The organism is Veillonella magna DSM 19857, assembly GCF_000428745.1.
GTDB classification, from domain to species: domain Bacteria; phylum Bacillota; class Negativicutes; order Veillonellales; family Veillonellaceae; genus Veillonella_A; species Veillonella_A magna.
This window is the reverse complement of sequence record NZ_AUAN01000006.1, coordinates 52,352-64,544: the sequence shown is the minus strand read 5'-3', so window position 1 is coordinate 64,544 and position 12,193 is coordinate 52,352. Positions and strand designations below refer to the sequence as shown.

At 48.3% G+C, this 12,193-nt stretch carries 10 protein-coding genes and 1 other annotated feature; of the genes, 4 read left to right on the top strand and 6 right to left on the bottom strand.

The annotated features are described in order from the left end of the window. Nucleotides 1-112: 112 nt before the first annotated feature. Nucleotides 113-314 (bottom strand) — a binding site (T-box leader). A gap of 628 nt (nucleotides 315-942) precedes the next feature. From G344_RS0102660 to G344_RS0102635, 6 genes are all read right to left on the bottom strand, one after another. Further along, on the bottom strand, nucleotides 943-1,701 hold the full coding sequence (locus tag G344_RS0102660; RefSeq protein ID WP_028254846.1) for an SDR family NAD(P)-dependent oxidoreductase: 759 nt from the start codon (nucleotides 1,699-1,701) through the stop codon (nucleotides 943-945). 151 nt (nucleotides 1,702-1,852) lie between these two features. After that, on the bottom strand, nucleotides 1,853-3,094 hold the full coding sequence (locus G344_RS0102655) for an L-cysteine desulfidase family protein (RefSeq protein ID WP_028254845.1): 1,242 nt from the start codon (nucleotides 3,092-3,094) through the stop codon (nucleotides 1,853-1,855). A gap of 226 nt (nucleotides 3,095-3,320) precedes the next feature. Continuing rightward, the gene (locus tag G344_RS10520; RefSeq protein ID WP_083963047.1) at nucleotides 3,321-4,385 is read right to left on the bottom strand and encodes an electron transfer flavoprotein subunit alpha/FixB family protein; all 1,065 of its coding nucleotides are present in this window, start codon (nucleotides 4,383-4,385) and stop codon (nucleotides 3,321-3,323) included. 17 nt (nucleotides 4,386-4,402) lie between these two features. Further along, on the bottom strand, nucleotides 4,403-5,203 hold the full coding sequence (locus tag G344_RS0102645) for an electron transfer flavoprotein subunit beta/FixA family protein (protein WP_028254844.1): 801 nt from the start codon (nucleotides 5,201-5,203) through the stop codon (nucleotides 4,403-4,405). A gap of 14 nt (nucleotides 5,204-5,217) precedes the next feature. Beyond that, entirely contained in the window at nucleotides 5,218-5,496 is a 279-nt protein-coding gene (locus G344_RS0102640; protein WP_028254843.1) for a ferredoxin family protein, read from the bottom strand. Continuing rightward, nucleotides 5,493-6,779 (bottom strand): FAD-dependent oxidoreductase, encoded by a 1,287-nt coding sequence (locus G344_RS0102635; RefSeq protein ID WP_028254842.1) that lies wholly within the window; start codon nucleotides 6,777-6,779, stop codon nucleotides 5,493-5,495. Before G344_RS0102635 ends, G344_RS0102640 begins: the two co-directional genes overlap by 4 nt. 355 nt (nucleotides 6,780-7,134) lie before the next feature. On the opposite strand from G344_RS0102635, the gene G344_RS12260 reads away from it, so the two are divergent. The 4 genes from G344_RS12260 (at nucleotide 7,135) to G344_RS0102620 (ending at nucleotide 12,003) form a co-directional block, all read left to right on the top strand. Next, nucleotides 7,135-7,203 (top strand): putative holin-like toxin, encoded by a 69-nt coding sequence (locus G344_RS12260; RefSeq protein ID WP_353885608.1) that lies wholly within the window; start codon nucleotides 7,135-7,137, stop codon nucleotides 7,201-7,203. 1,095 nt (nucleotides 7,204-8,298) lie between these two features. Next, nucleotides 8,299-9,486 (top strand): MalY/PatB family protein, encoded by a 1,188-nt coding sequence (locus G344_RS0102630; RefSeq protein ID WP_028254841.1) that lies wholly within the window; start codon nucleotides 8,299-8,301, stop codon nucleotides 9,484-9,486. A 210-nt stretch (nucleotides 9,487-9,696) separates the two neighbouring features. Then, nucleotides 9,697-11,169 (top strand): DASS family sodium-coupled anion symporter, encoded by a 1,473-nt coding sequence (locus G344_RS0102625; RefSeq protein WP_028254840.1) that lies wholly within the window; start codon nucleotides 9,697-9,699, stop codon nucleotides 11,167-11,169. A 336-nt stretch (nucleotides 11,170-11,505) separates the two neighbouring features. Further along, nucleotides 11,506-12,003, top strand: coding sequence for a hypothetical protein (locus G344_RS0102620; protein ID WP_028254839.1), 498 nt, complete (start codon nucleotides 11,506-11,508; stop codon nucleotides 12,001-12,003). Nucleotides 12,004-12,193: the final 190 nt, after the last annotated feature.

The following is a 12,193-nucleotide window of genomic DNA, read 5'->3' as shown; positions in this document are numbered from 1 at the left end:
GGCTACAGCGCAACCCATAGTTGCCAGTCGCAGCGCAATGCATTGCTACCATCAGTTGACCGAAGTCATCCCATTTGATTCGATAAAAAAGCCCCTTACGATGCATTGCATCATAAGGGGCGTTATATACTATAACACGGTACCACCCTAGTTGGTCCTCTATGGTTATAACGGCACCACCGTCGTCGGTTACTTTGTTTCACCGCCGATGCTCCCAGGCGAGTTGTCGACACCGATCGTTCCACCGTCTCACACCACCCGACGGCTCTCTGTAGGCAACCTACCGGCTCTTTAAACCTGTTCATCGCAACTTCTGTTTTGTGTTGGTGTTATTGTGCCACAAACAAAAGTCCTTGTCAATAGGCTTTTTAATTTTTTTGCACCGGGTTGTGCCGTATGTAACACCAAAAGGAGGTTCGTCAATTTTACTTGCAGCCCGGTCTAACGAAGGGCTGCTTCATAAAACAGACGAACCTCCTTCATATCAGTATAGACTACAGCACAAACGGTGCCGCTCATTCCTTAAAACGCCTTGCGGGGAACCCGGTCTGACGAAGGGCTGCTTCATAAAACAGACGAACCTCCTTCATATCAGTATAGACTACGGCACAAACGGTGCCGCTCATTCCTTAAATAGAAAATAGCCCTGACGTAACGTAAACGACAAGGCCATCTCTCAAGTTATGTTTAATTTCTTCGAGATGAGCCAAACGGTACCAACGCTTAGCCATCTCTTTCTGTTTTCATTATATCTATTTCTTCTTTTGTCGTCAAATCATGACGCCAAGCTGCCCCTCTTAAAATTTCCCTTCTCAATAAAAAGAGCAGATATTTCTCTGATGTGGTCCTTCGCAAGACCGGACCGCAAAGAAAAGCATCTGCTTTTGTTGTATTGTTTTTCGCAAGACCGGACCGCAAGGAGAAGTATCTGCTCTTAGTACATTATTTTTTTGCTATCATGAATCCCGTAGCCTGCTGATTAGCCATGATGGTAATGTCGGAAATCTGCACGCGGCGCGGGCGATTGGAGGCAAAGAGGATGATGTCCGCAATGTCCTCCGGCTGCAGCGCATCCACACCGGCATAGACAGCGGCGGCTTTTTCTTTATCCCCATGGAAGCGCACTTCGCTAAACGGCGTTTCCACAATGCCCGGCTGAATCGTAGTCACCTTAATATCGCTTTCAATGGTATCGATGCGAATACCGTCACTCAAGGTTTTAACGGCGGCCTTGGTTGCACAATATACGGCGCCTTTGGCGTAGGCATAAATACCGGCAGTAGAGCCAAGGTTAATGATGTGACCGATATTGCGTTTTAACATGTACGGCAATACCGTGCGGGATACGTAAAGGAGACCTTTCACATTGGTATCGATCATGGTTTCCATGTCGTCGATGGAGCTGTCTTCAAAGGCATCAAGTCCCTGTGCCAAACCGGCGTTGTTCACCAGAATATCTACATGACCGATGCTTTCAATCATCGCCGGTACCTTTTCCGCTACGGCCGCACGATCCGTCACATCCAATTCAAAGACGGTAACATCTACCTTGTACAAATCTTCCAGACCCTGCTTCATTTCGTCCAATTTATCCTTGCGACGGGCGCAAAGCAGCAAATTGTCGCCGTTCTTTGCAAAAGCGATGGCCGTTTCACGACCAATACCCGAAGTAGCTCCCGTAATAAATACATTTCTTCCCATGATGGTTCCCTCCTTAATTCATTTCTCAGTAGTTGCTTTCGCAGTAATTACTTTCTTAGCAATTCACTTCTTAGTAATTACTTTCTTAGCAATTCGCTTCTTAGTAATTGCTTTCTCAACAATTCATTTCTTAGTCATTACTGTGTCAGCCTTATTTTTCCAGCATAGATTCTAAAATGACGATGTCCGTTTCCTTCATGCCCACTCTGGCTACATCGCCAATGGTGGCTACCGTGCGATCCACCGTGCCTTTCACCAGGCCTTCACCGGACTTAAAGTTATTATCGGTGCGCGCCATTTTATATGCCAACAGCGCATTGCCGACGGACAAGGCAATTTTCATGGCACATGACGGCTTGGCTCCATCGCATACTACGCCGGATGTACCGGCTAGCGCATTCGACAGCGTAGCTTCCACCACCGCTTTCGGCTCGCCCATGAGATAGGCCACACCGGCCGCCCCTGCGGAAGCAGCACTGACTACGGCACAATACGCACTGAGTCGGCCGATGCCCTGCTTAATGTAAAGGGCCAACAGGTTTGCCAACGCCAAGGCTTTAATGCGCCATTCCATAGGAATGTTGTGTTCCTCCGCATACACCCAAATCGGCACGGAAATCGTAATCCCCTGATTACCGCTGCCGCAGTTAATCATAACCGGCATACTGCAACCGCCCATGCGCGCATCGGACCCGGCCGCTGCATAAGCTCTTGCTTTATCTCGCAAGCTGGTCGCCTCTTCCATGATCAGCTTGCCTATGTTCGCACCGTAATCATGGGTCATCCCCTCTTCGGCAATGGCCATGTTATAGGTAAACTGTTGTAACAGGCGATCCTGTACCTCCGACAAATCGGCGGTCTCCGCAAACGTGTAGCAATCGTCAAAGGTCAACAGCTCATCGGCAGCCTGCGTCGCTGCTAACGGCTCATCGAAAACGGTAACACCGTCCTTTTCGATATGCGTAATATGCGTATGCTTATTTTGAACGACCACACGAGTACGATGATCGCCTTTTATCGCCGTTACATCAATAAACAAATTCTCTACGTTTTCCGCCAACGTTACCTTGCAAAAGTCGCTGTTCATCAGCTCATCCGCCTTTTCAATATCCGACGGCGTCAACGCTTCCAATACTTCCAGTTCCCGCTGGGCATTGCCGACCAGTGCCCCTAGAATCAGGCTGTAGTAAATGCCTCGGCGACCCTCGGAATTAGGAATGACCACGCTTTTTGCATTCTTTATAATATTACCGCTGCAGGACACCACCAGTGCATCTGGAAATGTACCCAACTCCTCCACTGCCTTGGCCGCCGTAAAAGCCAAAGCAATCGGCTCGGTACACCCAAAAGCCGGTACGACTTCCTGCGTCAGCATAGATACCATTCGTTTCATTGTAGACCTCCACATCACACATATTTATGTTAATTATACCATAGGAGTATGCTAGGCTCATAGAAAGATAACAGTCAACAAAAAGACAAACAAGCTGCCAATCAACCAAAAGACAAACAAACTGCCAGACAACAAAAAACAGACAAGCCACTAGGCGATCAAAAGACAGACAAGCTACCAGGCAACAAAAGGGCAGACGATGTTCGCCTACCCTTTTTCTATGTAATTATGCTTCATCGGCCGATGGTACTTGCTGCGTTTGGGCAAATGCCACAGCGGCATCGCCGCCGTTCGCCTTAATTCGCTTACACTGCCTAATCATTTCGTCAATTACCTGCAACGCATCGCCTACGATACCGTAATCACACACTTTGAAAATCGGAGCCTCTGGATCATTGTTGACCGCCACGATGACCTCCGCGCCGGTGATACCTGCGGTGTGCTGAATGGCACCGGAAATACCAAAGGCCAGGTACAGCTTCGGCGCAATGGTCTTACCGGTTTGTCCGATTTGGCGGCTAAGGTCAAACCAGCCCTTTTCTACAATAGGTCTGGTGACACCTACGACGCCTCCCAACACATCGGCCAGCTCCTGCAATTTGGCAAAGTTCGCCTGATTGCCCATGCCCCGTCCGCCGGCAACGACAATCTCCGCGTCTTCAATATTCACATCGCCCTTGTCGATATGAATCATCTCCACAAAGCGATTGCGAATATCCCCGTCCGCCAGCTGCACCGGTTCCTTGCAAATCTCGCCTTGCCTTGTTTCATCAGGCTCCGGCTTTTTAAATACATTCGGTCGCACCGAACCCATTTGCGGCCGATGCTCCGGACAAATAATTTCCGCCAGAATATTACCGCCCAAAGCCGGCCGTGTCCATTCTACCAACCCATCCTTTGTATCTACCGTTAAAATAGTACAGTCTGCTACAACGCCGTTCTTCATACGCCCGGAAATGCGCGGCGCCAAATCGCGACCGTCATTAGTCGCCCCGATAAGAATAACATTCGGTTTATGGGCGGCAAAAAAGTCGGTAATTACCTTCGTGTAGCCGTCCGTCGTATACCGTCCGAGCAAGGGATGCTCAAACACATGCACCACATCGCTGCCGTGCGCAATCATACTCGGGGCGGTAGCCGCCACGGCCTCTCCCAACACCAATGTATGTACCTTTTCCCCAAGCTGATCCGCAATCAAGCGTGCCTGTCCTATTAGTTCGTAGGTGACGCCGCGTACCTGCCCTTCAAAGCAGTCGGCAATCACATACACACCTTTGTACTCTTCAAACATCGTGATTCCTCCTCGCCTTAAAGAACTTCCTTAGCCACCAACGCATCGATAAGCTTACCTACCGCTTCCTGCGGCGGCTCCTGCCATACGGTACCGGCGGCGCGAAGCGGCGGTTGGTATACCTTGCGCACCCGCGTCGGCGATCCTTGTAAGCCCAGGCGCTTCGGATCCACATCAAGATCCTTGACGGTAAGCATGCCGATGTCATAGCGATTGGCGCGAATGGAATAGATGAGCTGCGGATACCGCGGAATATTCAAAGACTTCACCGCCGTCACCAACAAAGGCATGGTCGTTTCCAACACCTCAAAGCCCGCTTCATGTTCACGCTTCGTTTTCACCGTATCGCCGGTTACCTCGATACCGCACACATAGGTCACTTGCGGAATGCCCAGCTCTTCCGCAATCTGCGGGCCCACCTGTGCCGTATCCCCGTCGATCGCCTGCTTGCCGCAGAAAATAATGTCGAACGGATGCCCTTGATCCTGTTGTAATTTTTTTATCGCACAAGCAATGGTATAACTGGTGGCCAGCGTATCCGCTCCCGCAAAAGCACGGTCCGTAATCAAATACGCTTCATCGGCCCCCATGGACAAGCACTCGCGCAAAGCAATCTGCGCCTGCGGCGGTCCCATGGTAATCACCGTAATGCGCGCCCCCGGATTGGCATCCTTTACCTCCAATGCCGCTTCCAGCGCATTCAAATCAAAGGGGTTCACAATACTGGGCAACCCCGTGCGAATCAATGTATTTGTTTCCGGATCCAGTTTGATTTCCGATGTATCCGGTACTTGTTTAATGCAAACCAATAACTCCATACTTCGGTCCTCCGTTAGCCTTGACGAAACTCAATGCCCTTCGTATCATCCGGGTATTCCCATTTCTTTATAATCGTGTTGCCGCAAAGTACGCGACACGTACCGCATTCCAAACAGCCTGCATAATCAAAGGCCAGCGTGCCATCGTCCTGCAAGGTATACAAACCGGCGGGGCAAGCATTGACGAGCTTCATTTTTTCTGCCATGTCCGGATAGTCGTGGATGATTTCAATATGCGGATGACCTTCGTTGACATAATATTTATTGACGCCTAACTTTTCTTCCAATTTCATAGGGCACGACCTCCTTTCAGCGCATCCATGGCAAGGCCCACCAAGCCGGCCTTGTTCGCACGTTTTAACAGCTTAGGTACCAACGGCGATGCCCCTTTACCGTTCACCGTAAAGACATCCTGCATAATGCCGTTGACCATGGCCGGGTAGGCTGTAAAAATACGCGGATTGTTGAGGAAGTCCGGCAAGCGGCGATATTGTTTCAAATCCTTGCCGATGAAGCTGTCCTCCACCTTGAGATCGTAATAGCGCATGGCACCGGCGGAAAAATCGCCTAGCTTATGTGCCTTAATCACCGCATCCGCCGCATACATGCCGGACGCGATGGCAAAGTCCATACCGCGTACGGTGTAGCCCATGTTCACACAGAAACCGGCGGCATCTCCGACGATGATAAACCCGTCACCGCTGAGAGTAGATACCGCTTGGTACCCGGCTTCCGGCACCATGTGACCGCTGCGTTCTACCAGCTTGCCACCTTTAAGAAGACGCGCCACCGTAGGATACGCCATGAATTCATTCATCATATCTTCAATCGTCGCATCCGCTTCGCCGATGTGCTCCAAGCTGACCACAATGCCGATGGACACGCTGTTTTTATTGGTGTATAGAAAGCCGCCGCCCATAAGGCCATGCGTAATATCTCCCATGAAAAGCCAGGAGGCCCCTTCATCCGCGGCCAACCCGAATCGTTCCTCGATGACACCCTTGTTAAAGGTATATACTTCTTTGGCACTGACCGCCACCTCTGCCGGGCGTAGGGGCGCACGCAAACCGGCGCGCTCTGCCAACAACGAGTTAACTCCGTCTGCCAGAATCACTACATTGGCATAGGCTTCATCATTACCGCAACGCACGCCTACTACGCGATCACCCTGCATAAGCAAGCTGTCCACCTGAATGCGGTTGACCACCATCGCACCGGCGTTAGCCGCTTCATCTGCCAGCCACTTATCAAACACGCTGCGCAGTACCACATAGGACTCTTCATCGGGATGCTCTGCACCGCCGTTATATTCTATGGTTGTCGACTTACCGCCTTCTAAAATAGAAATGCGTTCCTGCGTTACTTTTCGTTCCAAGGGGGCACGCTTTCTAAAATCAGGGATAAGCTGCTCCAGCGAATGCGTGTAAATGCGTCCGCCGGTTACGTTCTTGGCCCCTGCATAATTGCCGCGTTCAACGATCAGCACACGAATGCCGGCCTTGGCCAAACGATAGGCTGCCGAGGCACCGGCCATACCGCCGCCTACCACAATCGCATCAAAACGTTCTTGGCTCATGTTTGTCACTCCTTATGTCTATTTGGCTACATTTGGTTTCATTCTAGCAAAGGAAGTATCGAAATAACATCAAATTTCATAAATCACATATTGTATATATTCAAAGTGCAATGACAAAAATCCTTTTTTGTCAGGGAAAATTTATCGGGGGATCACCTGGTAAAGTAATTTATGCACAGTAAAAAAGCCGGAGCACAACGATGGACATCATCATTGTATTCCGACTTTTTCATTAACCATTTTATAAAATTCTTTCACACATATAATTCGTTTTTCAGTCTCTTTGTACGAAATATGATATACTTGTATTAGGATAGCTGACGAGGTTGGCTTCATCACTAAAGGCGGTGATCCCATGAGCACATACGAAGTTCTTTCTTTAATGATTGCCTTTGCTATGCTTGTGGCTTTTATCCTAAAATGATAAAAGACCCAACACTGTAGGAACGTCGGGCCCTTTCATCAATCTAAATTTTTAATTTCGAGAGATGAGCCCGACGCATCCACTCGTCAGCTATCTCTTTTCATACGTTCATTATACGCTATCTATAAGGGGAGAGTCAAATTTTCTCTTCTCTCATGATTGCCATCGCTGTTGCTACCTACAGCGAATGGTTAGTAAGAAAACACAAAAAATAAGCAAGGAAAAAAGGACGGCTGCCACCGTCCTTTTTAATCTCTCTTTGAGCTAGTTACATCTGTAATTTGGGTGCCCTTGCTCGCCCCGCTCATTGTTGCCATCGCTGTCACTACCTGCTAATAGTATAACACACGATCTATAAAATGGTAAGACTATCAATGATTACTCTGTTATACTTGTATTGAGATAGCTGACGAGGTTGGGTTCATCACTAAAGGTGGTGATCCCATGAGCACATACGAAGTTCTTTCTTTAATGATTGCCATCGCTGTCACTATCTACAGCGAATAGTTAGCAAGAAAGCGCAAAAAATAAGCAAGAAAAAAAGGACGGTCCCCACCGTCCTTTTTTCGAGAGTCAAAAGGATAACTAGTCACATAATTAAATGCTTAACACGGTTACTATAACACAAAATACATAAAATGTTAAGTCTTTTAACAATTTTCTTTACTCCACTCTATCGATATTTTATGTACATAACTTTTTTAATTTTCTTATTGCATTACACACGTATTAAACGCACTATATTATACATCTATTAAACTCGTTACATTACGCATATATTAAACACACTGCATACTACATATATATAACACGCTATATACTGCACATATAACAAATACACCAATTACGTATATAGCAAACACGCCACACTACGCATATAGCAACCACACCATACTACGTCTACATCGAAACCGTGCTATACTACCCCTATACGGACACACGCCCATGCATGTGACAGCGTTAACAGCTATTAACGTCTTCATCAGTATAACCAAACGAAGCGGCAACACATATGGCACCATGACTAATACCTATCTCTAAGTTACTATGACTAACACCTATTATTAAGTTGCTTCATCATGAAAGGAGCGCACTATGGACACCACTCAGTTTTTAACACAGTATCTCGTATCACGGCGTCACACCAACAGTTTAAAATGGGATGCCTTGGAAAAGAAATTCGGCAATGCCGACTTAACCGCCATGTGGGTAGCGGACATGGAATTTAAAACCTGTCCTGCCATTACTGCCGCGTTAGAGGAACGCGTGGCTCACGGCGTGTATGGTTACACGTTGATTCCCGACAGCTATTACGATGCCGTCATCGGTTGGCATAAACGGCGCCACGGCTATACGCTAAAGCGCGAGTGGTTCCGCTTTTCTTCCGGCGTCGTCAACGCCTTGTACAGTTTAATCAATGCCTTGACCAAACCCGGTGACGGCGTGCTGATTCTCACGCCTGTCTATTATCCTTTCCACTATGCCATCAACGATACCGGTCGCACGTTGTATACCAGCGATCTCGTTGCCGATGAAAGCGGGCGCTATTCCATTGACTTCACCGATGTGGAAACAAAGCTTCGCTCCGGCCGTGTGCGCATGTTCATTCTCTGCAACCCCCACAATCCGGTAAGCCGCGTGTGGAGTGAAGACGAACTGACCCGTTTATTTGTGCTTTGCAACGAGTATGACGTGCCAATCATCAGCGATGAAATTCACCAGGATATCATTCCCGGTTCCCGTCCCATTACACCGGCACTGCGCGTTGCTAACGGCAAGTACCAAGATCGGATTATCGTAGTCAACTCCGCTTCAAAATCCTTTAACCTAGCGTCGCTTTTACACTCGCACCTATTCATTCCCAACGAAAACGTGCGCAAACAGTACATGGCTTACATGAAAACCTTGGGACAAATCGAGCCGAACGCCCTGTCCATTACGGCAACCGAAGCGGCTTATACATACGGCGACGATTGGCTGGATGCATTGATTAATGTCATTCGTCAAAACGCCGTCACCTTCTCCCGACGGTTAAAGGAAGAGGCGCCGGAACTCATCATCACGCCCCTGGAAGGCACTTACCTTTGTTGGGTGGATTTCCGCGCTTACCTGGCACCGGAAGCGACGAAGGCATTTCTGCAAGACACCTGCGGTGTTGCCGTAGACTTTGGCGAATGGTTTGCCCCCAACTATCAGGGCTTTGCCCGTTTTAACTTAGCGACAGCCCCGGCCATCGTCGAAGACGTGGCTCGGCGCATCGGGGAAGGACTAACCGTCCGATAATCCGCTGCGCGTAAATACAACTATGGCGATTATTTAGTATGCCCATATCCATTATGCCGACTATTCATTTGTAGTACCGTCACTCTTTATATATAATAATAACGTTTCAAACACGCCTATACGCGTATAGTAACACAGCAGTACCGGTAGTGTACTGTTACCGTCTAGGTATTACATAGGTAGTATATATGTATAAGGAAGGATGTATGTATGTCAAACAAAGTTAACACGCCTCTATGGAAATATGCGGCACCTATCATCGTCGGCCTATTGGTATTTCTCATTGGTGCACCGGCCGGCTTGAGCAGCAGCGCTTGGATATTTGTCAGCATCTTTGCCGGTCTTGTTATCGGTTTAATTCTAGAACCTATGCCTCCGGCATTTATTGGTCTTATCGCTATCACTCTATCCGTACTGTTCAGAGTAGGTATGCCTGTCGTTGAAAAAAACGGTTCCATTGTTCCCACTACTTCGGCACAAGCTATCGGCTGGGGGCTAAGCGGCTTCTCCAACTCCATCGTGTGGCTCATTTTCGCGGCCTTTATGATTGGTATCGGCTACCAAAACAGCGGTCTCGGCAAACGAATTGCTTTATTTTTAGTAAAGCATTTGGGCAAGTCCTCTCTTGGTCTCGGTTATGCTATCGCTATTACCGACTTAATTTTAGCCCCGTTTATTCCCAGTAATGCCGCTCGCAGCGGTGGCACAATTTATCCGATCGTATCCGGTATCTGTCCCATGTTTGATAGCTACCCGGATAAAAACCCAAAGCGCATCGGTGCCTATTTAACATGGCTCAGCTTAGCTACCACCTGTGTATCCAGTACTCTCTTTTTAACAGGGCAAGCCCCTAATCCGCTGGCAGTAGAACTCGCCGCCAAGTCCGGAGTAACTCTCGTTAGTTGGACCGGCTGGTTCATCGCCGTTGCCCCCGTAGGCTTTTTGTTATTTCTTATAACACCGTTGCTTACCTACTTCCTTTGCCCGCCGGAAGTAAAAGGATCACCCGAAATTGCCGCATGGGCCCGCGAAGAATTCACCAAGCTGGGCACTATGAGTCGAAATGAAATCGCCATGGCACTCATCTCTTTATTAGCCTTGGTATTATGGATAGGCTCGTCCTTCTTTGGTGTTAATCCCACCACAACGGCACTGATTGTCATCATCCTAATGGTACTGTTTCGCATTATCAGCTGGTCTGACTTCTTAGCTAATAAACCGGCCTGGAATGTACTTACTTGGTTTGCCACATTAGTACCTATGGCAGCAGGATTAAAAAATGTAGGCTTCCTAACATGGTTAGCCAACGTAGCCGGTGGTTACCTAACACATCTAGATACGACAATGGCTACCTTAGGCCTACTCATTGCCTTTTGTGTATTGCGTTACTTTTTTGCTTCCGGTACAGCCTATGTAACAGCTATGGTGGGACTCTTCACCGTATTGGCCACGCATGTAGCCGGCGGTAACCCTGCTGAAATTATGTTAGCTTTATTACTTCCTATGGGCATCATGGGCATCCTTACGCCTTACGGCACCGGTCATAGTCCGGTATGGTTTGCCAGTGGCTATGTAAAAGGGCCGGAGTTCTGGAAGCTCGGTGCTATCTTCGGCATCATCTACTTGCTGATTTTCATCGTCATCGGTATGCCGTGGATTCACTTTATTTTGCCGAAATTATAATATTCACATAAATTAAGAAACCCCTTTCTCCTCTCCCCGCTGGGAAATGTAACTGCATATAAAGATCCGTATAGAGGTTGAGAAACGTCATTTTCTCTCTTCTTCCAACCAAAGGCAGCTTATATAGGTTGAGCAACGTCATTCGTCAGACCTGACTTGCGATACCTATATAAGCTGCCTAATTTATTCCCAGTAATACGCTTTGAGTTTACCCCATCTCTCCTTTCAGCTATAATAATCTCATATCAATGTAAACGTGTTTATATTTTTGTTGTTTACAATTTCTTGAAAGGGTAGGGATGCAGAATGTCACATCATCAATCATCGGAGGTTTCCTTGTTTTCACCGGTTTCGCTATGTCAACTAGCGTTGCTCACCGCCTTTATTGCCGTAACGGGGGCCATCAAAATTCCCAATGTCATTCCCGGCGTGGACTTTCAACTATCCGCACCGCTAGCCGTGGCCATTTGCGCCGTTTTCGGGTTTAAACGCTACATCATCGCCGGCTGTTTGGCCAGTGTGATCTCCTTGCTGTTGGGTACGCAAACGCTGTTACATGTAGCCATTGCCCTACAGTTTCGCTTATGGGTCGGGCTCTTTCTCTATGCGGGGCGCCGCCATTGGCTGAGCATCATTCTGGCCGGGCCCATCGCCTCTGCCTTGGCACGGCTCAGCTTGTATCCGCTCTTCGGCGACCTCGTGTTCGCCATGGTAACCGCCGCCATACCGGGCTATCTCTTTACGGCCTGTGCCGCTCCGTTCGTAACGACCTTGCTGCGTCGCATTTTGCAGGCGGCCACATCCTACGGCCCCCATCGTGCCATGCTCGGCTGAAAGCACCTGTCTTATGTAGTAGCTATCTCTTATGTAGTAGCTATCTCTTATGTAGCTAACCCATGCGTAGCCATCGGTATAAGCTACGTACATCACGCAGTGCCTATAGTCTGCGTGCTTTCTTTCCTATTCTCTTACAGTTACATCCATAAAGGAGGCAGGAAGTTTACACGACAAACTTCCCTCACAT

Excerpts from the sequence above, each read along its gene's own strand:
- G344_RS0102660 (WP_028254846.1), bottom strand. The coding sequence starts at position 1,701 with ATGGGAAGAAATGTATTTATTACGGGAGCTACTTCGGGTATTGGTCGT.
- G344_RS0102655 (WP_028254845.1), bottom strand. The coding sequence starts at position 3,094 with ATGAAACGAATGGTATCTATGCTGACGCAGGAAGTCGTACCGGCTTTT.
- G344_RS10520 (WP_083963047.1), bottom strand. The coding sequence starts at position 4,385 with ATGTTTGAAGAGTACAAAGGTGTGTATGTGATTGCCGACTGCTTTGAA.
- G344_RS0102645 (WP_028254844.1), bottom strand. The coding sequence starts at position 5,203 with ATGGAGTTATTGGTTTGCATTAAACAAGTACCGGATACATCGGAAATC.
- G344_RS0102640 (WP_028254843.1), bottom strand. The coding sequence starts at position 5,496 with ATGAAATTGGAAGAAAAGTTAGGCGTCAATAAATATTATGTCAACGAA.
- G344_RS0102635 (WP_028254842.1), bottom strand. The coding sequence starts at position 6,779 with ATGAGCCAAGAACGTTTTGATGCGATTGTGGTAGGCGGCGGTATGGCC.
- G344_RS0102630 (WP_028254841.1), top strand. The coding sequence starts at position 8,299 with ATGGACACCACTCAGTTTTTAACACAGTATCTCGTATCACGGCGTCAC.
- G344_RS0102625 (WP_028254840.1), top strand. The coding sequence starts at position 9,697 with ATGTCAAACAAAGTTAACACGCCTCTATGGAAATATGCGGCACCTATC.